Below are 21,784 nucleotides of genomic sequence, written 5' to 3'. Positions count from 1 at the left end.
TTCACTTCCTCCTTTTGGTATGGATACTGATATTCTTAGCAATTTCTGCATAAGCCTTCCCAACCTTACTTTTCGGTGCATAGTGAGATATAGGTATCCCTTCACGTTGAGCCTGGAAGACTTCTGCAGAATCCGGGACAATAAATACCGTATGAAACATTTCTCGGAGCCTTATTTCCACTTCCTGGGATGGAGTACGTTGGCGGCGTATCTTTGAAAATAGGGTAGATTTGACATATCGGACCAAAATTGCGATGATTTGGTCGAAGGAATGCCCCGTCATTTGTTTGATATCTTGAAAAGATCTTTTGAGATTATCTAAAGCTTCTAAAGAGAAGATACTGGGATCTAAAGGTACGATTACCTGGTTAGCGGCACAGAGTCCATTTAAAGTCAGAAGACCCAAACTCGGTGGTGGGTCAACAAGTATGTAGTCATACATTAATCTGACGGTCTCCAGAATCCGGTCCAAAATGAATGTTTTATCTTTAACATCTTGCATAACAACTTCTGCCACTGTCAGATCTAATTCAGAGGGTACAAGATGTAAGTTTTCTATACCCGTTTCAACTATAACCTGAGTGATGAGCATCTCCTCATGCCAGATACACTGATCTAAGATTACATCGTAGATAGAGTATTGCAGAGAGGTAGTCTCTATGCCTAATCCAGAGGTGGCATTGGCTTGAGGATCCAGGTCTACCACGAGCACCCTATAACCATCCTTCGCAAGATAACCTGCGATACTGAGGCAAGATGTAGTCTTACCGGTACCACCTTTGTGATTGGCAAAAATGATACATTCTGCCCCATCTGTCATTTTTTCTAAAGTTTCTCCATTTTTCGACTCTTCATCTTGATTAGTTTGCCTAACAAATTCCTTAAAATATAAAGATCCATCCCCTCTATCCTTACCTTTCATATAATTTCTCTAGACACTCAGTTGTTTCTGGCTTCAGGGTGTATAAGAGAAGAGCGTTTGATAGGCACTAACCGGATTGTATAGCCGTAAGATCAGCTCTGAGCGAGACAATAGGCTGATCATAAGATGATTTTAAACTCCTTGAAAAGGCAATACAATAAAACCCATATAATTGGGTTAAATATTATATATTTTATTGCCTTGTCAAGTTCTTTTAAAGGAAATTTCCTGACTCCAACTGGTAATTACGGTCCTCTGAGAAACTGAATCCTTTTATGTGAGAATCTTGTTAAATTTTCCTAATAACTTGTCATTGAAAAGTTATTGACAGTCCAGTTACCTTCTCAGAAATAGAAAATAAAATCAAAAAAGTACTGAGCCTGGGTAAAGAACCAGGTAAAAGGGAGTCCAAATAATTCTGTTTTTCCAGAATCCCCACCCATTCCCAACCTACTCTCCCATTCTCCCTCTGGGAATATGAAGAAGATCATGGCCTTTACCGTTTGGCTGACCACCACCTCGAAGGCCTTCCCATCTTCTAAGGATTCCAGGTCAGAATGACCCTCCTTAATCTTCCAGCGTCGTGTGGATGCCGGTTCTCATAGAAATAATCAGGTCTTTTCTTATTTTCTCCTGCATTTTTTTCTTGACGCACAGATCGGTTTGCATTTATATGATGGGACTCGTAGTGGGCTTTGGAGGCTTATCCCAACTGTTCAACCTTATGTCAAGGCTCAGAAGGAATATGATAAATTGTTTTTCTCTCCATAAGTATGGATCAGGACTTTGTATTCTTTTCTTTTTAATTCTTATCTCTACCGAAGCTTGGGGAGAAATTTATCAGTATATTGATAAAAACGGCGTGCTCACCTTTACAGATACTCCTCCTCGAAATGTACCTTACAAGGTAAAGATCTATAGCAAATCCTCTTCCCAGGTTCGAAGTAATAAAAAGAAAACCACACCAAGAATTTTCATCTCGCAATCTGCTTTAGGAAAAAACCAGGGATCCAACTTGATTTTACCCAAAGATCCCTTCAAACCTTTGGTTTTGACGTCTGTTTCAGAGAAAAGCATGATTCAGCTTTCGAAACCTCCCTCTACCGGTCCTATACGTTCAGATGAGAGCAGATCTATCCCTTCACCTTATAAAGAGCATATAGAAGAAATGGCTCAAAAATACAAGATTAATCCAGACCTGGTGAAGGCGATCATCAAAGTAGAATCCAATTACAACCCAAAAGCCGTTTCTCCCAAAGGGGCTCAAGGTCTTATGCAATTAATGCCTGAAACGGCCAAACGGTTTGGTGTTAACGATCCTTTTGATCCCCATGAAAATATTGCGGGAGGGATCAAATATCTTCGATTTCTGTGGGATCTTTTTGGAGGAGATTTAAAGCTGGTGCTGGCCGGTTACAATGCGGGGGAGCAAAGGGTTGTGCAATATGGTAATAATGTTCCTCCTATTACGGAAACTCAAAACTATGTGCAGAAGGTTTTAAGTTTATCGGGTCTTTCCTCAACTTTTGCTCGATTTTCAGAACCTATTTATCGATTCGTCGATAAAAACGGTGTCCTGACCTTCACAAATATTCCAAGATTAAAGAATTGATGGAATTAGGGAAGGGTTGGGTGACCTTACAGGTCACCCTTCAACGGGACAACCCCATAAGATGACTCCTACCGGTCAGGTTACCGCTTCACAGGGCAAGGCATAAGATCCGATTTTTTTATCTTCTGCTTCCTTTACTGATATTTTTTAATCTTCCGATGAAGGGTTCTCAAGCCGATTTTTAGGAGTTTGGCGGCTCTGGTCTTATTCCCGTTGACATAGGCCAGGGTTTTTTGAATGACTTCTTTTTCTATTTCATCTAAAGGTGTTCCGATTTTGAAACTCATTTCAGGTTCCGGATGGATGGCCTTCAAGATGTAGGGAGGAAGATCTTCCACACGAATATATTCTCCGCGGGAAGTAACTACCAAGCTTTCGATGCAGTTTTTCAATTCCCGTACGTTTCCAGGCCAATGATAATTTTGGAGTAGGGTAAGGGCTTTAGGTTCGATACCCCGAACAGACCTGTTATTTTCCTGATTAAACTCTTCAATAAATTTCTGCACAAGCAACGGAATATCTTCTCTTCTCTCTCTAAGCGGAGGTAAATAAAGGGTAATGACTTTAAGTCGGTAGTAGAGATCCTCCCGAAATGTTTTTTGCCGCACAGCCTCTTCCAGATTCGTATTGGTAGCGGCAATAATATTTACATCGACTCGAATCGTTTTGGCACCGCCTACCCGCATAAATTCTTTTTGTTCCAGAACTCGAAGCAATTTAACCTGGGTCGAAAGGCTCATCTCACCGATTTCATCTAAGAAGAGAGTTCCGCCGTTGGCCAGTTCGAACATACCTTTTCGGACGCTCCAGGCTCCCGTAAAAGCACCCCTTTCATGTCCAAAAAGCTCGCTTTCAATGATTCCTTCTGGGATCGCGCCACAATTCAAGGCAATAAAGGGTTTATCGCGATGGGCACTGTTGTGGTGAATGGCTCGGGCTATCAATTCTTTTCCGGTACCACTTTCACCCTGGATTAAAATGGTACTTCTGGTTAAACTGATGCGGGCAATGGTATCACAGATCCGCTGCATAGCCTCGGAGTTTCGGACAATATTTTCAAAGGCATATTTTTTATCCAGCCGTTTCCGGAGCTCGACTACCTCGGTGAGCATTTGTTGTTGATCCAGGGCTCTTTTGATAAGTACCTGAAGTTCATAGAAGTTTATCGGCTTTATCAGGTAGCCATAGGCTCCCTTTTGCATGGCTTTAACAGCCAGCTTCACATCCTCCGGTTCTACCACCGTAATCAGAGGGGTATTCGAACTCCGAAGTTTAGCAATCTTCAAAATCTCAAAACCGTCCACATCTGGCATTTTTAAATCGACTATAATGGCTTCAAATAAATTCTGCTCGATTAAATCCAAAGCCAGTGGACCCTTCTCGGCGAAAATGACTTTACAGCCAGGTTTCTGTAATGCTTTACTGGCCAGGTGAAGAGTCTGGGGATCGTCACTGATGACCAGGATTTTTTTAGTTTGACCCATAATTCAGAAGCAAGAAGTAGGAAGCAAGAAAAGGATTTCTTGCTATTTACCTCTTATTGTCTCTTACTTCTTGCCCCCTATTTCCTACTACTGAACAAAAACTCCTATAGCATTTGGAACCTCCCAACCCCCTTCCACCGAATCCTCAAATCCATTATAATTGAGATAAAACTGACTCGAAGGACCTCCATCTAAATTAAGGGCCGACTCGCATCCCAATCCGCCTTCTGAAAAGGATAACCTCATAATTTTGGCTAAATCATCTGCATAAACCACTGAAGCATCAGATATGACAAAAATAAGCTTTTTATCCTTAGTAATTCCAAGGGCAGATCGCCGGGAAACTTGATTTTTCAACTTTACAACCCTTCCATTAACTACCAGTCGAGGTCCTACCTGGAGCGCCTGGGAGATGTGGGGATTATATTGGTATTCTCTGGTATGGATAATTTTTGGTTCTCCCTTTTCGATCAGAAATATCCCCCAATCGGCTCTGGACATCTGATTGAGAACCACATGGTTCTGGATAATAAGACCCACAGGTTCATAGTTGGAGAGAAAAAAACCTCCATTGATGGCAGCTATTGCCCCACTCTTCCTGGAAAATTCCTTCACACTTAGTTTTTTTTCGTTATAATCTTTACTTTGAATAATCCGAACAGGATACTGATAAGGATCCACCTTCAGGACCTTCAACCGGATATCGGTCCGATACAACCCTGTACGAAACTCCATAATTCCGTATTCAAGGCCTGAAGCCAGAACTTTCCAATTCAAGGATTGGGGGACTGAACGGGAACTCTGGGGTAAAAAAAGTAAGAGGGTGAAGGAAGTTATAATCAATAACCTGGGAAGGAGTTTCATGGATTTGATCTTTGGTACGAATGGAGTTCCAGGGAGCTAAAAAAATAGGGAATTTCTATTGCTGCCGAATTAGGGGAATCTGAGCCATGAACTGAGTTCTTTTCCACATCCAGGGCAAAATCCTTCCGGATGGTTCCTTCGGCTGCATTTGCAGGATTCGTCGCTCCCATCAACTCCCGAACTCTGGTTATGGCCTCGGGACCTTCTAAAACCATGGGAACAATGGGCGATGAAGACATAAACCTAGTCAGACTCTCAAAAAATGGACGTCCCCGATGAACTTGATAGAATCCTTCGGCTTCTGCTTTCGTAAGGTGAACCATTTTCATGGCCAGGACCTTAAGTCCCTTTTCTTCAAATCGGGCTATAATTTTACCTATCAGACCTCTTTCCACCGCATCTGGTTTAATAATAACAAGGGTTCGTTCCATGAACTGTGTGACCAAAACGCCCGGATGAAAGACGAAAGGAAAAACCGTCTCTACCCTTTCGCCTTTCACCTTTCGGGGTATTTAATGGTTGCAGCTACCGTATCTCCTATCTCCGCAGGACTCTTACAGATAATTACACCGGCCTTCTCGAGGGCTGCAAATTTCTCGGCAGCCGTTCCTTTTCCCCCGGCTATAATCGCACCGGCATGACCCATTCTTCGGCCAGAAGGTGCAGTCTGACCCGCAATAAAGCCAATGACAGGTTTGGTGACCTTTTGTTTAATGTATTCAGCAGCTTCTTCTTCGGCGGTTCCGCCGATTTCCCCAATTAAAACTACCGCTTTGGTTTCTGGATCTTCTTCAAAGAGCTTTAAGCAGTCAATAAAATGGGTTCCGACAATGGGATCCCCTCCAATTCCGATACAGGTTGATTGACCCAGGTTCTTTTTGGTTAATTGCCCTACCGCTTCGTACGTAAGCGTACCACTTCTGGAAATAACACCAATAGGACCGGGTTTATGAATATGCCCCGGCATAATGCCGATTTTACATTTTCCAGGTGAAATGATTCCCGGGCAGTTAGGTCCAATTAACCGGGTTTTCTTCCCCTCTAGATAGCGACAAACTCTCACCATATCCAGAACCGGAATTCCTTCTGTAATACAAACCACCAGGTCTAATTCAGCATCGGCGGCCTCCATAATTGCATCGGCAGCAAAAGGAGGTGGAACAAAAATGACCGAGGCCTTGGCTCCGGTTTTCTCAACTGCTTCCTCAACGGTATGGTATACAGGTATACCGTCAATCTGTTCTCCTCCCTTTCCGGGAGTTACACCTGCCACCACTTTGGTTCCATAAGCTACCGCCTGCCGGGTATGAAAAGTTCCCTCCCGTCCTGTAATCCCCTGAACAATTACCCGAGTATGCTCGTCTACAAGAATACTCATGATTCGGTCCGTTGTCTGTTTCCCATGATCTGTTGTAGGAAATTAAATGATAAACAACAAACCATGGATTGTCTTTTATTTATTTTGCAACTGCCACCACCTTTTCTGCAGCGTCCTTCATCCCATCGGCGATGATAAAATTAAAACCCGATTCTTTTAAAATACGTTTGCCTTCTTCGACATTGGTTCCTTCCATCCGAATAACTACTGGAACTTTCACGTCGAGTTTAGACATCGCCTCTACAACCCCCGTCGCCAGTCGATCACATCGCAAGATTCCACCAAAAATATTAATGAGCACAGCCTTTACATTGGGATCCGAGATAAGAATTCGGAAGGCATTCTCGATCATCTCGGCACTGGCTCCACCCCCTACATCTAAAAAATTGGCCGGAGAGGCCCCCGCTAACTGGATAATATCCATGGTTGCCATGGCTAAACCCGCTCCATTTACCATACATCCAACGGTTCCATCCAGTTTTATATAATTCAGCCGATATTTATTGGCCTCCACTTCGAGAGGATCTTCCTCATCTAAATCTCGAAGCTGAACAATCTCCTCATGGCGATATAGGGCATTATCATCAAAGTTTAGCTTGGCATCCAGAGCTATAACACGGTTATCGGGGGTGATCACCAGCGGATTGATCTCCGCCAGGGAGCAATCCTTGGCTTCAAAGACCTTGTAAAGTTTAAGGATAAGATCAATAGCCGATTTTGCCTGTTGAGGGGTTAATTGAAGCTGATAAGCCAGCTTTCTCGCCTGAAAAGGTTGCAGACCCACAGCCGGGTCAACCCATTCCTTCAAGATTTTCTCCGGGGCTTTTGCCGCAACCTCCTCAATCTCAACCCCTCCCTCGGTACTGGCCATAACCACAGGTCGGGATCTGGATCGATCGATGACCATTCCCAAATAAAGCTCCCGAAGAATCGAGACCCCTTCTTCGACGAGAACCCTTTTCACTTCTTTTCCTTGCGGTCCGGTCTGGGGCGTAACCAGTTTTTGGCCTATCATCTGACGGGCCAAAGACTCGACTTCTTCCGGAGAATGGGCCAGCCGGATCCCCCCGGCTTTACCCCGTCCCCCTGCGTGAATCTGGGCTTTGAGGACCATAGGACTGGTTCCTAACTTTTCGGCAACGGCCCTGGCCTCTGAAGGTGTATGGGCTACCCCTCCCCTCGGGACACTCACTCCAAACTCTGCTAAAATTTGCTTCGCTTGATATTCGTGGATCTTCATGTCGTCTCCTCACAGGTAAGTCAGAAATTATAAAGAATATAAATTTAACCTTAGTATTAGCTGAATACCCCTGTCAAGGAAAAAGTACCCGGGCGGAAAGTCACTTCCTGAACTAACAGGTTTATCTATCCGACAGGATAAACAAAGTTCTCCAGGTCATCATACTTATATCAAAATAATTTACCGTATCCGGGCTGTTCCAGCAATAATATGAAGAAGGTTTAAGACAAAAGCTGTTTCCCTTGACAAATCTCTTTAGCTACGATAAACTTTCTAGTAAAATTTCAGACCCCGGGTTCCGTAATCTTTGAGATTCTTAAAAACTTGGAGTTATGAAAGAAACTTTAGGCCAATTAATCAGTAAATTAGCCAGAACCAATATCGTTATCTGGCATGAAGAAGAGAAAGCCAGATCTACCGATGATCATCAAGTTGCCCGTGCAAAACGGGAAATCGATCGATTAAATCAACTTCGTAATGATCTCATAGAAAAAATCGACGAACATCTTATTCAACTTACCCAAAAAGAGGAAAATGGCTGAAACGCTGGGAAGCTTAGTGGATAAAATATCTATAATCGAATTAAAGCGGTTTCACATGGAGGAACAGATAAATCGATCAGATGTCTCCCAGAACCATATCGAAGAGTGTCAACAAAGGTTACTCATTCTGACCCAACAGCGAGATGATTTGATTGCTGAGCTGGATCAATTGGTTCAAGATGTTCTATCTGGAAAGAAACAGCTCAAAGTTTATCGCCAATTCAAAATGTATAATGATCCTAAATATCAAATGCGTAAAACATAACCACGAAGAATTTGAAGAACACAAAGTAAAGCTAAGGCTAACAGGTGGGTCTCCTTCGTCCTCTTCGGGGTTATGTTTTACCTTATTCATTCCTTGAGTAAATCCCATACGTATTTTGCCTGCCAAAATTGTGGCTACAAATCTCCCAAATGGATGGGTCGTTGCCCGGACTGTGGAGAATGGAACAGTCTGGTAGAGGAACGGGTAGAGTCCGTTTCTCCGGTAAGGAATACCGGAACTAAGGTTTCCTACCGGTCCGAACCGATTCCCATCACCGAGATCAAAATTAAAGAAAGTATCCGACTTTCCTGTGCAATAGAAGAGTTCGATCGTGTACTCGGAGGAGGTATTATTCCGGGTTCGGTTATCTTAATCGGAGGAGACCCCGGTATAGGTAAATCAACGCTGCTTCTTCAAGCGACTGGGGGACTAAGCAGTCGAGGTTTAAAAATTCTGTATGTTTCAGGTGAGGAATCGGCAGAACAAACCAAACTCCGGGGAGATCGTCTCGGTATTTCCCATAGAAACCTCTATATTTTAACGGAAACCTGCCTGGAGGAAATTTTTCGACAGGTTGAGAGGTTAAAACCCGATATTCTGGTTATCGACTCTATCCAAACCATGTTCACTTCAGCCTTACAATCTGCCCAGGGAAGCGTGAGTCAGGTCCGGGAAGTGGCCGCCCAATTGATGCACTTATCCAAAAGAACAAACCTTTCAACCTTTATTGTAGGACACGTTACAAAAACCGGAGCCATTGCCGGTCCCAGGGTTCTGGAACATATTGTAGATACCGTGCTGTATTTTGAAGGCGAACGGAATCATCCGTATCGAATCTTACGGGCCGTTAAGAACCGATTCGGTTCCACCAACGAAATTGGAGTCTTTGAAATGAAAAGTTCCGGACTCGTGGAAGTCTCGAATCCATCTGAATTATTTCTCTCTGAGCGGCCCAGTGATCGGGTTTCGGGCTCGGTTGTGGTCTCCTCCATCGAAGGGACCCGACCCATTCTTATCGAGCTCCAGGCTCTGGTAGCCCCCAGTAATCTGGGGGTACCCAGACGTATGACCAAAGGAGTAGACGCCAATCGGGTATCTCTATTAATGGCAGTCCTGGAAAAGCGGGTTGGACTCTTTCTCCAATCCCAGGATATATTCGTCAATATCGCCGGAGGCGTCAAAGTAGATGAACCGGCAGTGGACTTGGGACTCACCGCTGCCGTTGCTTCGAGCTTTAAAAATATCCCCATTGATCGTAAAACCGTTGTCATCGGGGAAGTGGGCCTGGCCGGGGAGGTCCGTGCAGTAACCCATATTGAGAGCCGTCTCCGTGAAGCTGAGAAACTCGGCTTCACCCGATGCGTGATCCCCAGAAACTCCCTGGATCGATTGATAGATTCCTTTAATATTGAAACCGAAGGGGTTTCTTCTGTGGAGGAAGCCTTTGAGGTGTTGCTGGGCTAGAGGAAGTGTGGAAGTGTGGGAGTATGGGGGTGTGGGAGTATGAGAGTGTGGGAGTATGGGGGTATGGGAGTATGGGAGTATGGGAGTATAAGTACTTATTCTCCCACACCCCTACACTTCCATACTTCCATACTCCTACACTTCCACACTCCCACACCTCCATACTCCCACACTTTTCTACTATTAATCATGGATTTGGGATTAAAAAATAAAGTTGCCTTAGTAGCTGCTTCAAGTAAGGGATTAGGAAAAGCCATAGCCCGGGGTTTAGCAGAAGAAGGGGCGAAACTGGTCCTGTGCGCCCGGGGAGAAGAAGCCTTAAAGAATACGGCCAAAGAAATCGAATCGGCCACTGGTGCAGAGATTTTAGCTATGGCTGTTGATGTAACCCAACCAGATCAGGTCAAGCGGTTGGTAGACCAGGCGATTTCCCGATTCGGTCGGATTGATATCCTGATTAATAATGCAGGAGGTCCCCCTGCAGGAGCTTTTCTGGACCATAATCCGGAAGTTTGGGAGAAAAGCTTTCATTTAACCTTCATGAGTACCGTTTATTTGTGCTATGCTGTTATTCCCCATATGCAAAGGCAAAAGTGGGGAAGGATTATTACCATCACTTCTGTAACGGTTAAGCAACCGGTCGATGGGTTGATCACCTCCAACGCCCTTCGGGCCGGAGTCACCGGACTTACGAAAACTCTGGCTAATGAACTGGCAAAGGATAATATCCTGGTCAACAACGTTTGCCCCGGCTATATTCAAACCGATCGATTCATGGAGGTTATGGAAGCTCGAGCCAAGAAACAGGGTAGCCCCATCGAAGAAGTCATTGCCTCCGTTGAAAAAACAATTCCTCTGGGACGTGTTGGACAGCCTAAGGAATTTGCTGATATGGTGGTATTTCTGGCTTCAGAGCGGGCTAATTATATTACAGGAACCAATATTCAAATTGATGGAGGGGTTGTGAAAAGTTTATTATGATAGGTTAATCAAGGGAGGAGAGCTTATGGCTAAACGGAATGTACTTATTACAGGTGCTGCAGGGTACCTGGCCGGACAATTACTTCCGGTTTTTAGGGAAAGATACACCCTCACGTTGCTGGACATTCGAAAACAGAGGAGAGATGGAACGGTCATTGAAGATATTGTCGAGGTCGATCTGATCGATCACAATTTGGATAACTATCGAAAGTATTTTAGAGGGATTGATACGGTGGTTCATCTGGGTTATAAAGGCAATACCTTTGCGGATTTCCGTAAAGCGACCTTCTTTGACGAGTTGGATAATGTAAGGATGGCTTACAATGTTTATCAGGTTGCCCTGGAAGAAGGGGTGCGACGGGTAGTAGTGGCCAGCTCAAACCATGCAGCCGATTGGTATGAGCATCAGCTTATTCGAACCAGGAAGTTAGACATGTTGACTCCGGATTTTCCGCCTAAATCCGATAATTACTATGGCTGGGCCAAGCTGGCCTATGAAGGTTTAGGCTTTGTGTATGCCAGTGGTACCCGTGGACGAAAGCTGGAGGTCATTCAGCTTCGGATCGGAGCGCCCCGTCGTATCGATGTCAATCTGTTTAAGGATAATCCCTTAGGATACAAACGGGATCTTGGGGCCTATCTCAGCGAGCGAGATTGGAGGCAACTGGTCTTGAGGTCCATAGAAACTGAGAATATCGAAGATGAGCATGGGATTCCCTTCCAGATTTTCTATGGAATTTCCGATAATGCCAGGGCTTTTTGGAGTATTGCCAATGCCCGAAAGGTGATCGGCTATCAGCCTGAGGATGACTCCGAGGTAACCTTTGCCGAGGATATTCGGCAATTCCTCATGGGAGAAAACCCAAAGCCGGGTAAGTTGTGAAGGGATACCTGAAGAAAGGGAATGGGTTTCTCAGGAGACGAAACCTTTAACCTGGGATAAAAAAAGAGCCGTAGGTTTAATTCCACGGCTCATCTTTCCAGGAAATTTTTAATAGTCTCAGGCAGCAGCCTTTTCGGCTTTTTCCGATTTAGATTCCGGTGGGGATTCCGATTTTTTCTCGGAACTTCCATTCTTTTCCGATTCCACGCCCTTCTTCCGACTTGCCGAAGGATAATCGTTCACATAAAATCCGGCCCCTTTCAGTACGAAAGCAGAAGCAGAAATCAATTTCCTTACAGGTCCTCCATGACAAAGGATACACTTCTCTAAGGGAGAATCATTAAATTTTTGTAATATTTCGAAGGTCTGCTTACACTGGGTGCACTCGTATTCGTAGATAGGCATAGGATCAGGCTAGAAAGAAAGGAGTCAGGGGTGTAGGGATGGAAGACCTTCCATCCCTACTTCCCTGACTCCTGACTCCTGTTTTTAGTATTCTGGAGGCATATGGGGCATCTGTTCTTTCTTCTCTTCCGGTTTCTCGGTGATTAAAGCTTCCGTGGTTAACATGAGCGCTGCGATGCTGGCAGCATTTTGAAGGGCCGTCCGGGTAACTTTTGTCGGATCGATGATACCAGCCTGAACCAGATCTTCGTATTTCTCTGTTTCAGCGTTGAACCCTTCATTGGTTTTCATTTCTTTGACTTTCTGAACCACAACGGATCCTTCGTACCCGGCGTTATTGGCAATCTGGCGAATCGGTTCTTCAAGAGCCCGCTTAACGATGTTCACACCGATCTGCTGATCCCCTTCGAGTTTGACTTTCTCCAGAGCCGGGAGACATCTCAGATAGGCGACTCCACCACCGGGAACGATTCCTTCTTCCACCGCCGCCCGGGTTGCATGCATGGCGTCTTCCACGCGGGCCTTCTTCTCTTTCATTTCGGTCTCGGTAGCAGCTCCTACACGGATTACTGCAACCCCACCGGCTAATTTAGCCAGGCGCTCCTGAAGTTTTTCTCTGTCGTAATCCGAAGTTGTTTCCTCAATTTGAGCCTTGATTTGTTTAATTCTCCCTTGAATTTTGTCTGTCGAACCGGCCCCCTCAACAATGGTCGTATTATCTTTGTCAATGGTAACTTTCTTAGCCCGACCCAGATCCTCAATGGTCACGTTTTCCAGTTTAATACCCAGATCTTCTGAGATGGCTCGTCCGCCGGTAAGGATTGCGATATCCTCCAACATGGCTTTTCTCCTGTCTCCAAAGCCAGGAGCCTTGACAGCCGCGCATTTGAGAGTCCCTCTTAGTTTGTTAACGACCAGAGTTGCTAGGGCCTCGCCTTCCACATCTTCGGCAATGATCAAAAGTGGGGCCCCCATGCGGGCGATTTGTTCCAGGATGGGAAGAAGATCTTTCATGCTGCTGATCTTCTTTTCATAGATGAGGATATAAGGATCTTCTAGAACGACCTCCATTCTTTCGGGATCGGTTACAAAGTAGGGGGATAAATAACCGCGGTCAAACTGCATTCCCTCCACGACTTCCAGGGAGGTTTCCATGGATTTGGCCTCTTCTACGGTAATAACTCCGTCTTTACCGACTTTCTCCATGGCTTCTGCGATAATCTTACCAATGGTGGAATCATTATTGGCCGAGATGGTACCTACCTGTTCGATTTCCCGTTTCCCTTCTACCGGCTTACTCAGCTTTTTCAGTTCCTCTACTACAACCTCTACGGCCTTTTCAATTCCCCGTTTTAAATCCATGGGGTTAGCTCCCGCCGTTACGTTTCGACACCCCTCTCTAAAAATTGCTTCGGCCAGAATGGTTGCTGTTGTGGTTCCGTCTCCGGCTACATCACTGGTCTTGCTGGCGACCTCTCGAACCAACTGAGCACCCATATTCTCATAGGGATCTTCCAGTTCGATCTCCTTCGCTACGGTCACGCCATCCTTGGTCGATGTGGGAGCACCAAATTTTTTATCTAATACGACGTTACGACCTCGTGGGCCTAAAGTAATTTTGACGGCGTCTGCCAGTAAACTAACACCTCGCAGAGCAGCAGCTCTCGCCTCTTGTCCAAAGATCAGCATTTTTGCTGCCATAGGTTACCCTCCTTAAGTTGCAGGTTGTTAGCACTCATATTTAATGAGTGCTAATTTAACAGGATAAAAAAATAAAACAAATCCAAGACTCAAATCCTTTAGAGGACCAGCTACCTACATGATAAAATAGAAAGGGAAAAATTCCTTGTCAAGTTTTTTTATAGGGTTTATTTAAAAATCTTGTTTAACCTGCCTGAGGAACGTGAGATCTGACCCCATCATCACGAAGTTACCACATCGACTTTAATCTGTCTGGGTTTGGCTTCTTCCATTTTAGGTAAGGTGATCTCTAAAATCCCATTATGAAAGCGTGCTTTAACTTGATCTTGCCGAATGGTATTCGGGATGGAGAAAGAACGCTGGAAGGTTCCGTAAGCCCTTTCAATACGGTGGAAATTTTCCCGCTTGACATCACTTTCAAATTTTCTTTCCCCTCGAATGGTTAAGATATTATCATGAACCTGGACTTCGATATCTTTCTGATCAATCCCGGGAAGTTCGGCTTTAACGACGATGGCATCTTTGGTTTCATAGATGTCGACCGGGGGGACCCAGGCTGCCAACGAAGTCCCTTCTTCTCCTCGAGATCGGGCTATGGATTCCTCAAAGAGTTTGTTCATTCTCTCTTGAATGATGGATAGATCTCTAAAAGGATCCCATCTGAGAATAGCCATAGGATTTACCTCCTATTTTGAGGATGTAGGCGCTGAAAATATGGCAGAAATTCACCTTATTTAAAGCAGTCCCAACACCCTTCCTCGATGGATGAGATGGTCAGGTATCTATGAGTCTATCTCAAATATAAAACTTTAGTTTTATATTGTCAAGTTATTTGAGAAAATTTATAACCAGATCCTACCCCCCAGGTTGTCAACCCCATAGGAAGACCTCTAAAAAATAGCATTGACAACCGACCCCTCCTGAAGGGTATAATACTACTCATAGAATACTTTTGCATGATCCCAAATCCTCTAACCCCTAAGAACCTTTAGTTCGAGGAGATGTTATGAAACCACAGTGGATACCTTTAGCTTTTTTACTAACCTTGTCAGGCCTCTTCGGAACCTTTGCAGAGGCTGAAGTGGAACAAAAGTTGACTACCGCTACCATTGCAGATCCTAAGACCTTTAATCTACTGGTGAGCGATGAGACCAGCTCATCGGCTATCGTAGGAGATCTGTTTGAAGGTTTAACCCGTACCAATCCCAAAACAGGGATTGTTGAGCCTTTTCTGGCTAAATCCTGGGATGTAAGCGAGGACGGTAAAGTCTGGATATTTCACTTGAGAGACGATGTTCGTTGGAATGATGGGACTAAATTCACGGCCCGGGATGTTAAGTTTACCTTCGATGCCATCTACGATGACCGGGTCCCCAATAGTGCCCGGGATATTTTCATCATCGACGGGCAGAAAATTCAGGTGGAAGTAATCGACGAATATACCGTCAAATTTACCCTTCCCGCCCCCTTTGCTCCGTTTTTGGGCAGTCTCGGAATAGATATTCTCCCGGAGCATGTACTGGGAGAATCTCTCAAAAACGGGACCTTTACTTCCCAATGGGGTATTAACACGCCTCCCAATAAAATTGTAGGAACTGGACGGTATAAACTGGCCGAATATGTTCCGGCGCAGTTTGCCAGACTGATAAAAAATCCCTATTACTGGCAAAGGGACGACCAGGGAAATCAGCTCCCTTATTTGAATGAAGAGATCAATCTAATCGTCCAGAATATTGACACCGCTTATTTAAAATTTAAAAATGGAGACACCGATATCTACTTTCCACGTGGGGAAGATGTGGAAGACCTTAAAAAAAATCAAAAGAATCTAGGTATTACCGTTAAGGAAATAGGAATCTCCACTGGAACCGAATTTGTAGTCTTTAATCGAAATCCCAGACACTATGTTAAAAACGGAAAAACAGATCCCAAGCTGACTTGGTTTACCGATAAAAACTTTCTCAAAGCCCTGGCCCATACCGTGGATAAAGAAGGAATTATTCTCTCTGTGATGAACGGATATGGGGCCCCGGCGGTGGCCTATATTTCAGAATCGGTTCCCCTTTATCATAATGAAAATCTCAAGGATTATGAATACAATCCCGATCTGGCCGTAGAGATTCTGGAAAAGGCAGGGTATCAGGATCGGGATGGCGATGGCATCCGGGAAGATAAAGAAGGTAATAAAATTGAGTTTGATCTTTACACGAATTCGGGGAACAGTGTCCGGGAAAAGATCTGTGTGATTCTCAAAGAAGATTGGGAAAAGAAGTTAAATCTCAAGGTTAATTATAAACCCCTGGAATTTAACTCACTGGTTGAAAAGCTGGTGAATAACTTTGAATGGGATGCCGTTCTACTGGGATTTACGGGAGGATTAGAACCCCATTTTGGGGCCAATATTTATAAAAGCTCCGGAAAGCTCCACGCCTGGAACCCACGTCAGGAAAAACCGGCGACGGCCTGGGAAGCCGAAATTGACCAGCTGGTCGATGCAGGTGCCAGGGAATTGAATCAAGAGAAAAGATCCCAGATTTACAAACGTATCCAAGAAATTCTCCATGACGAACTCCCCCTGATCTTAACGGCCAGGCCCAAAGTTTTTGTAGCCTATAAAAATAAAATTGAAAACTACGAACCCACGATCTTTGGGACCTACCGTCCGGAGTTGATTCGAATCAAGCCATGAGAAAATATATCCTTTCCCGTATCATCCATTTTGTCCCTTTACTCCTGGGAATTACCTTTCTTTCCTTCTTGATCATCGAAATGGCCCCGGGAGACTTCTTTTCTACGTTACAGTTGAATCCTCAAATTTCCCAGGAAACCCTCCAGAGGATGAAAGAACGATTTGGATTCGATAGATCCTTTGTTTTACCTTTCATTACAGAACATTTCCCGGAACTCTGGAGTTCCTTGCCCCAAGGGCTTCAAGAGGCTATCAAATGGATGGATTCCGTTATCGGGAGGTATCTCTTCTGGTTATGGCGAATTGTAACCCGGTTGGATTTTGGAGAAAGTATTGCTTATCACGTGGATGTTCTCTCTTTGATAGCTTCCCGGGCTGTAAATACCATTATTCTGTCCGCCAGTTCCATGCTCTTCACCTGGATGCTGGCACTTCCCCTGGGGATCTATGTAGCCATGCGGCCAGGTGGCATCGCAGATAAGGTCCTTTCGTTTATCGCCTTCTTTGGGATCAGTATTCCCAATTTCTTCCTGGCTTTTCTCCTCTTGTATGTGGCCATGAAAACCGGATGGCTTCCGGCCGGAGGGACGGTCTCCCCGGAATATAGCTCCCTGGATTTCTGGGGCAAAATCTGGGATCGTATCCTCCATCTGATTATCCCTGTTTTTGTACTGGGTACCTCAGGCATGGCTTCCCTCATGCGACTTATGCGAGGACAGATCCTGGAAATAAAAAATAGCGAATATGTACGTACCGCCAGAGCTAAAGGTCTTTCTGAGTTTAAGGTGGTGATGAAGCATATTTTAAAAAATGCTCTGAATCCTTTTATCACCATGGCAGGTTACACGTTAGGAGCCTTATTAGGAGGTGCTGCCCTAGTGGAAGCTATCCTGGGTTTACAGGGATTGGGACAGCTCATGCTTCAGGCCGTACGCTCCCAGGACCTCTATCTGGTCCTGGCCGATCTTGTCATGGGAACGGTCTTGTTGATCGTAGGAAACTTACTGGCAGATATCGCCCTGACGGTGATAGATCCCAGGATTAAGCTGGATTAACTTGGGGCTTGACATTCAGGACCGGAGACAGGAAGTTTAGAAAACAAACCCTTGGTCTCCGGTTTTAGAACCAGCTTGATTTTCCAGAAAGGAATCTACCCTTGCCAGGGGCGAGATGAGGAAACAATCCGGGTACGAAGGAATTGCGTCACGGCATTTACCCAGAGACAGGCAAGGGCTCGCCCTGGTACTTTACACGTTTAACTCCTAAGGGGATACATCTTCGGTAATGAGAAAGTTTTTCAGATCTTTAGATTTTCCGGCTAAACTCAGTTTAGGCCTTCTGGTCTTTTTCTATCTGGTGGCTATCTTTGCCGATTTTATAGCACCTTATCCTTATTCTGAGCAGAACCGGCGCATGCCCGACGCACCACCGACCCGTATCCACTGGGATGGCTGGCGTCCCTATGTTCATGAATATAAGCTGATCAATATCCATGATCGGACCTACCAGGAGATCCCGGGGGAAAAGTATTATATCGATTTCTGGACACCAGACCATCGCCTGTTCGGAGTAAATTCAAAGAAAATCAAGGTTTTCTTACTGGGAACCGATGATCTGGGAAGAGATTTATTCTCGAGAATTATTTACGGAAGCCGTATCAGTCTGGCCATAGGTCCGATTGGGGTACTGATCAGTTTCACCATAGGCATTATTATGGGAAGCATTGCCGGCTATGCCGGAGGAAAGGTCGATAACCTCATTATGAGGTTATGTGAGGTTTTGATGAGCATTCCCAGTTTTTACTTCCTGGTTGCCCTGGCTGTGACGATCCCTGCCGGTATATCCCCTGGAGCTACATTTATTATCATCGTCATCATTTTGAGTTTTATAGGATGGGCCGGTTTTGCCAGGATTATCCGGGGAATGGTTCTTTCTGTGAAAGAGATGGATTACGTCCAGGCCTCTACAGCCCTTGGAGCCTCCAACTCCCGAATTCTTTTTAAACATATCATCCCCAACATTTTTAACTATACCATTGTAGCTGCCACGTTGAGTATTCCGGGATATATCCTGGGGGAGGCTTCCCTCAGTGTTATCGGATTGGGAATTCAGGAACCCCAGCCTTCTTTAGGAAATCTTTTATCGGCAGCAACCAATGCCCAGGCCATTATCAATTATCCCTGGATCCTCAGCCCCGGGGTGGTGATTTTTCTCATCGTCATGTCCTTCCAGTTCCTGGGAGATGCCATCCGGGATTATGTGGATCCCAAGGGATTACACCAGGCGCAGTATTTTAAAAAGTAAGTAGGCAGGTAACCCACAGGGCCTTTCCCTATCGCTAAGGGTTCAATGGCATTAAGAGTAAGCTAAAGGTTAAAGTTCTGTAGAGACGACCCGGTGATCGCTACCACACCCTAGACATCCTCAAAGCCCCCTCGGGGCGAACTGTTTCACCGGCCACTCTGGACGGAGCGGGAGGATTTTAGCCGGGATACGTGGGACTCTAAATAGAGCCCTCCGGATGGAACTAAAAAACCCTTCCATCTTAGCCCTTAACTTAATCCCATTGTGCGTTAACGGTTAAGAGTTCATGGTAACCGGTAACCTTCCCACGGCCTGAATATCCCCCATAAGGACCTGAATCCCGGCCATTAGGGAGGCTCCATGGTAATCATACAAGGCCAGACAGGTTTCAATTTCCGGAAATTCACCGATGTCATAGGGATTTCGTAGGGCCATCAAAACCATCGGTTTCTGGAGAGCGATGAGTTCTTGAATCAGCTGTTTTTGTTTAGATTTGAGATGACTGTTGTAGGAACCTATAAGGATAAGATCGGCTTCCCTACCTACTGCACAGGCCTGCTGGATTTGATCTGGAGAGGGTTCCGTATCAAATTCAAAGCCTACGGCCTGGGGATAGCGTTGACGAAATTCACTGAATAGGGTAACAGGTTCCGGTCCTTCCTCCACCTGGGTAAGGGTAAATACTTTAGGATAAAGGACTGCCGGTCGGTGGTATTGGGAAGGAGTTAAAGGGATCAGCCCTCTCCGATTTCGTACCAGGGTAATAGCCCGTTTGGCCACTTCATAGGCGACCCGACGATTTTCAGCCGTACCTACCTGATCCATCCAGGGGGGGGCTTCTCCTCTTCCCTCCCCTTCCCCTCTTTTTCCACAAAAGGCCTGTTTCAAGCTCAAAATGCGTTGGAAAGAGGCCGAGATTCTCTCCTCCCCCACGCGTCCTTCTTCGACGGCCCGATAAAGCCCCTGAAGTCCTTCCAACTGTCTTTGATAATCCCGACAGATCAGCAACAAATCCGCTCCGGCTTCCACAGCCTTCACAACGGCCTCTTTCAAGTCAAAATATCTAAGGATGGCTCCCATTTCCAGATCATCGGTTATCACCACACCCTGGAACCCAAGCTTTTTTCGCAAAAGCGTTTCCGTAATAGCCCGGGAGAGGGTAGCAGGAAGCGGGGAGGACAACCCCTCCCCCTCACTTCCTGTTCCTCTTTGCCAACTTGAGAGAGGAGAAATCAGGGGGGAAAGGGGGGATGAGCCGGTTGACTCTGGGGCTGCTATCTGGGTAGAGACAGAGAACGGAGCATGGGATTCCTCGAGTCCAGGGAAGTAGACGTGGGAGGTCATAATCGCTTTAACCCCTGCCTGGAGAGCGGCCACAAAGGGATAGAGTTCGACTCTTTCCAGTCGTTCACGGGAATGGAAAATAGAAGGAAGATCGAGATGGGCATCGACCCCTGCATCCCCCTTTCCGGGAAAGTGTTTGGCCGTCGCAATGATCCCGTGCCGCTGGTAAGCTTTGATCATGGCCACTCCCATTCTGGCAACCAGTTGCGGATTGTCTCCATAGGCCCGGACTCCAATTCCTGGATTATCCAGACGGGTATTGATATCCAATACCGGAGCCAGGTTCATATGAATTCCCATTGCCATCATTTCCCGGGCCATAACCTCAGCTGCTTGCCCGGCGAGTTCTTCGGAACCTGCAGCCCCCAGAGCCATATTACCCGGAAATATGGTAAATCCTCGGGTCAACCGGGTTACGATCCCCCCTTCCTGATCAATGGCAACCAGAAGGGGTAACCCCAAACCGGTCTGGCAGGCTTGGGCTTGAAGTTGATGGATCAAATCCTTTAGTTGGACAGGGTTTTGGATGTTTCGACTGAACAGGATAATACCTCCCACCTGATATTCTCTGATCAGGCGAAGAATATTATCCGTGGGGGTTCCCCCTTCAAATCCTACCATGAACATCTGGCCTATTTTGGCTTTTAGATTAGGGTTCATTTTAAAGCCATAGGATGGAGAGATCCTAAAATGGCCGACAGCTTCAGGTAAGCATCGGATCCATGATGTCTACCAACTCTGTGAGAGAGAGGAAGTTCGTGCAGAAGAAGAACTTGTTGACCTGGTTTCAGGAGTTCTGAGACGGCAAAGTGAATATTGACCGGTCTTTCCCAGTCTTCTACATCCACATTCCATAATTGAAGGACAAGACCTTGCTGCCGAAATGCTTCTCGGATATGGGGAGCCACCAGATTATCAAGGTCTTTAATGGGAATGTGGGACAGGATTCCTTTCTTTCGGTACTTGAAATAGGTTTTGATGGTTTCTTTGGTAAAACCTCCGTAAGGAGGTCTTCCCAGGGTTACCCGGTAATGGGGATCCACGTAGGTTCTGACAACCTGACGGAATTCTATAATGTCCTGTTCTATCTCTTCACGAGAAAAGTTAACCAGGTTTTGATGCCACATGGAATGATAGCCCAGTTGGTGTCCCCTTCGGAGAATCTCCTGAGCCAGATAGGGGTACCGCCGAATTCTTTCACCTTCCAGGAAAAAATTAGCCTTTACCCCATAACGATCCAGCACATCCAAGATATGAGGGGTCGTCTGAGGGGTCGGACCATCATCAAAGGTAATAAGATCCGAGTCAGAGGAATCGGTATAGAGAGGTCGAGATCTGGGAACGGAAGGAAAGGGGAGATTATTTTTCCTTTTTACATCGAATTTCTGTCTGACCACAGAACCGTTTTCCGTCTTTGCTTCCCGATATCTTTGGGCTCCTGGGCCCCCGCGTCCTCGCGCTTCTATCTCTTCCCCACCTCCCGTCCCCCTTTCCAAACCTGGGAGAGAGAGAACCAGAGGGGGAAGGGGAGGTGTCTGTGGATCGGGCCAGGGGTCAGAGCGATGAAGAAGACCGGAATAAAGGACAGAGACCAGAGCGAGAATTAAAACAAGCCCATACCCATAGAGTTTGGAGATCCAAGGTTGGGTTTGTTTCACGTTAAATTTTTCGATCATCTATGAAAGGAAAACTTCTGATTTCTCTAT

Annotated in this window: 18 protein-coding genes and 1 pseudogene; 8 read left to right on the top strand and 11 right to left on the bottom strand. The window is 45.6% G+C overall.

All coding sequences use genetic code 11. The features are described from left to right. Position 1 precedes the first annotated feature (1 nt). The gene (locus VNM22_03375; protein HWP46180.1) at positions 2–922 is read right to left on the bottom strand and encodes an AAA family ATPase; all 921 of its coding nucleotides are present in this window, start codon (positions 920–922) and stop codon (positions 2–4) included. Between the two features lie 745 nt (positions 923–1,667). Here VNM22_03375 and VNM22_03370 point away from each other — a divergent pair. Further along, positions 1,668–2,534: a lytic transglycosylase domain-containing protein gene (locus VNM22_03370; GenBank protein ID HWP46179.1), complete on the top strand. Its 867-nt coding sequence runs from the start codon at positions 1,668–1,670 to the stop codon at positions 2,532–2,534. A gap of 134 nt (positions 2,535–2,668) precedes the next feature. On the opposite strand, the gene VNM22_03365 is transcribed toward VNM22_03370, so the two are convergent. From VNM22_03365 to sucC, 5 genes are all read right to left on the bottom strand, one after another. After that, complete coding sequence (locus VNM22_03365; protein HWP46178.1) at positions 2,669–4,018, bottom strand: sigma-54 dependent transcriptional regulator; 1,350 nt, start codon at positions 4,016–4,018, stop codon at positions 2,669–2,671. An 87-nt stretch (positions 4,019–4,105) separates the two neighbouring features. Next, entirely contained in the window at positions 4,106–4,795 is a 690-nt protein-coding gene (locus tag VNM22_03360) for a phosphodiester glycosidase family protein (protein ID HWP46177.1), read from the bottom strand. Between the two features lie 83 nt (positions 4,796–4,878). Next, on the bottom strand, positions 4,879–5,313 hold the full coding sequence (ndk, locus tag VNM22_03355; GenBank protein ID HWP46176.1) for a nucleoside-diphosphate kinase: 435 nt from the start codon (positions 5,311–5,313) through the stop codon (positions 4,879–4,881). Between the two features lie 65 nt (positions 5,314–5,378). Continuing rightward, positions 5,379–6,260: a succinate--CoA ligase subunit alpha gene (gene sucD, locus VNM22_03350; GenBank protein HWP46175.1), complete on the bottom strand. Its 882-nt coding sequence runs from the start codon at positions 6,258–6,260 to the stop codon at positions 5,379–5,381. Positions 6,261–6,339: 79 nt separating this feature from the next. Further along, on the bottom strand, positions 6,340–7,500 hold the full coding sequence (gene sucC, locus VNM22_03345; protein HWP46174.1) for an ADP-forming succinate--CoA ligase subunit beta: 1,161 nt from the start codon (positions 7,498–7,500) through the stop codon (positions 6,340–6,342). Positions 7,501–7,832: 332 nt separating this feature from the next. On the opposite strand from sucC, the pseudogene VNM22_03340 reads away from it, so the two are divergent. The 4 genes and pseudogenes from VNM22_03340 (at position 7,833) to VNM22_03325 (ending at position 11,635) form a co-directional block, all read left to right on the top strand. Then, a pseudogene (locus VNM22_03340) lies at positions 7,833–8,307 on the top strand (DUF4254 domain-containing protein). A gap of 72 nt (positions 8,308–8,379) precedes the next feature. Beyond that, positions 8,380–9,771 carry a DNA repair protein RadA gene (gene radA, locus VNM22_03335; protein ID HWP46173.1) on the top strand — a complete coding sequence of 464 codons (1,392 nt, stop codon included), beginning with the start codon at positions 8,380–8,382 and terminating at the stop codon, positions 9,769–9,771. Between the two features lie 39 nt (positions 9,772–9,810). Then, the gene (locus tag VNM22_03330) at positions 9,811–10,752 is read left to right on the top strand and encodes an SDR family oxidoreductase (GenBank protein ID HWP46172.1); all 942 of its coding nucleotides are present in this window, start codon (positions 9,811–9,813) and stop codon (positions 10,750–10,752) included. A 25-nt stretch (positions 10,753–10,777) separates the two neighbouring features. Next, positions 10,778–11,635: an NAD(P)-dependent oxidoreductase gene (locus VNM22_03325; GenBank protein HWP46171.1), complete on the top strand. Its 858-nt coding sequence runs from the start codon at positions 10,778–10,780 to the stop codon at positions 11,633–11,635. Between the two features lie 117 nt (positions 11,636–11,752). On the opposite strand, the gene VNM22_03320 is transcribed toward VNM22_03325, so the two are convergent. From VNM22_03320 to VNM22_03310, 3 genes are all read right to left on the bottom strand, one after another. Then, on the bottom strand, positions 11,753–12,040 hold the full coding sequence (locus VNM22_03320) for an FmdB family zinc ribbon protein (GenBank protein ID HWP46170.1): 288 nt from the start codon (positions 12,038–12,040) through the stop codon (positions 11,753–11,755). 84 nt (positions 12,041–12,124) lie between these two features. Then, positions 12,125–13,741 (bottom strand): chaperonin GroEL, encoded by a 1,617-nt coding sequence (gene groL, locus VNM22_03315; protein ID HWP46169.1) that lies wholly within the window; start codon positions 13,739–13,741, stop codon positions 12,125–12,127. 221 nt (positions 13,742–13,962) lie between these two features. Beyond that, entirely contained in the window at positions 13,963–14,415 is a 453-nt protein-coding gene (locus tag VNM22_03310) for an Hsp20/alpha crystallin family protein (protein ID HWP46168.1), read from the bottom strand. 332 nt (positions 14,416–14,747) lie between these two features. Here VNM22_03310 and VNM22_03305 point away from each other — a divergent pair, with 332 nt between their 5' ends. The 3 genes from VNM22_03305 to VNM22_03295 all read left to right on the top strand — a co-directional run bounded on the left by VNM22_03305 (position 14,748) and on the right by VNM22_03295 (position 18,734). Beyond that, positions 14,748–16,430 carry an ABC transporter substrate-binding protein gene (locus VNM22_03305; protein HWP46167.1) on the top strand — a complete coding sequence of 561 codons (1,683 nt, stop codon included), beginning with the start codon at positions 14,748–14,750 and terminating at the stop codon, positions 16,428–16,430. Beyond that, on the top strand, positions 16,427–17,485 hold the full coding sequence (locus VNM22_03300; GenBank protein HWP46166.1) for an ABC transporter permease: 1,059 nt from the start codon (positions 16,427–16,429) through the stop codon (positions 17,483–17,485). The genes VNM22_03305 and VNM22_03300 overlap by 4 nt, the downstream gene beginning before the upstream one ends. 229 nt (positions 17,486–17,714) lie before the next feature. Further along, a complete protein-coding gene (locus VNM22_03295) occupies positions 17,715–18,734 on the top strand; it encodes an ABC transporter permease (protein ID HWP46165.1) in 1,020 nt (339 codons plus the stop codon). Positions 18,735–19,010: 276 nt separating this feature from the next. Here the strand turns inward: VNM22_03295 and VNM22_03290 are convergent, their stop codons facing one another. Both VNM22_03290 and VNM22_03285 read right to left on the bottom strand, forming a co-directional pair. Further along, a complete protein-coding gene (locus tag VNM22_03290) occupies positions 19,011–20,738 on the bottom strand; it encodes a glycoside hydrolase family 3 N-terminal domain-containing protein (protein HWP46164.1) in 1,728 nt (575 codons plus the stop codon). Next, complete coding sequence (locus tag VNM22_03285) at positions 20,735–21,754, bottom strand: polysaccharide deacetylase family protein (protein HWP46163.1); 1,020 nt, start codon at positions 21,752–21,754, stop codon at positions 20,735–20,737. Before VNM22_03285 ends, VNM22_03290 begins: the two co-directional genes overlap by 4 nt. Positions 21,755–21,784: the final 30 nt, after the last annotated feature.

The organism is Candidatus Limnocylindrales bacterium (assembly GCA_035559535.1).
Taxonomy (GTDB): Bacteria; Moduliflexota; Moduliflexia; order Moduliflexales; family JAUQPW01; genus JAUQPW01.
The sequence above is the reverse complement of the archived record's forward strand: the minus strand, read 5'-3'. Positions and strand labels throughout refer to the sequence as shown.

Coding starts and splice junctions, on each gene's coding strand:
- radA (HWP46173.1), top strand. CDS start 8,380: ATGTTTTACCTTATTCATTCCTTGAGTAAATCCCATACGTATTTTGCC.
- sucD (HWP46175.1), bottom strand. CDS start 6,260: ATGAGTATTCTTGTAGACGAGCATACTCGGGTAATTGTTCAGGGGATT.
- VNM22_03330 (HWP46172.1), top strand. CDS start 9,811: ATGAGAGTGTGGGAGTATGGGGGTATGGGAGTATGGGAGTATGGGAGT.
- VNM22_03310 (HWP46168.1), bottom strand. CDS start 14,415: ATGGCTATTCTCAGATGGGATCCTTTTAGAGATCTATCCATCATTCAA.
- VNM22_03290 (HWP46164.1), bottom strand. CDS start 20,738: ATGAACCCTAATCTAAAAGCCAAAATAGGCCAGATGTTCATGGTAGGA.
- VNM22_03370 (HWP46179.1), top strand. CDS start 1,668: ATGATAAATTGTTTTTCTCTCCATAAGTATGGATCAGGACTTTGTATT.
- VNM22_03300 (HWP46166.1), top strand. CDS start 16,427: ATGAGAAAATATATCCTTTCCCGTATCATCCATTTTGTCCCTTTACTC.
- VNM22_03375 (HWP46180.1), bottom strand. CDS start 922: ATGAAAGGTAAGGATAGAGGGGATGGATCTTTATATTTTAAGGAATTT.
- VNM22_03295 (HWP46165.1), top strand. CDS start 17,715: ATGAGAAAGTTTTTCAGATCTTTAGATTTTCCGGCTAAACTCAGTTTA.
- sucC (HWP46174.1), bottom strand. CDS start 7,500: ATGAAGATCCACGAATATCAAGCGAAGCAAATTTTAGCAGAGTTTGGA.
- VNM22_03285 (HWP46163.1), bottom strand. CDS start 21,754: ATGATCGAAAAATTTAACGTGAAACAAACCCAACCTTGGATCTCCAAA.
- VNM22_03325 (HWP46171.1), top strand. CDS start 10,778: ATGGCTAAACGGAATGTACTTATTACAGGTGCTGCAGGGTACCTGGCC.
- groL (HWP46169.1), bottom strand. CDS start 13,741: ATGGCAGCAAAAATGCTGATCTTTGGACAAGAGGCGAGAGCTGCTGCT.
- ndk (HWP46176.1), bottom strand. CDS start 5,313: ATGGAACGAACCCTTGTTATTATTAAACCAGATGCGGTGGAAAGAGGT.
- VNM22_03320 (HWP46170.1), bottom strand. CDS start 12,040: ATGCCTATCTACGAATACGAGTGCACCCAGTGTAAGCAGACCTTCGAA.
- VNM22_03365 (HWP46178.1), bottom strand. CDS start 4,018: ATGGGTCAAACTAAAAAAATCCTGGTCATCAGTGACGATCCCCAGACT.
- VNM22_03305 (HWP46167.1), top strand. CDS start 14,748: ATGAAACCACAGTGGATACCTTTAGCTTTTTTACTAACCTTGTCAGGC.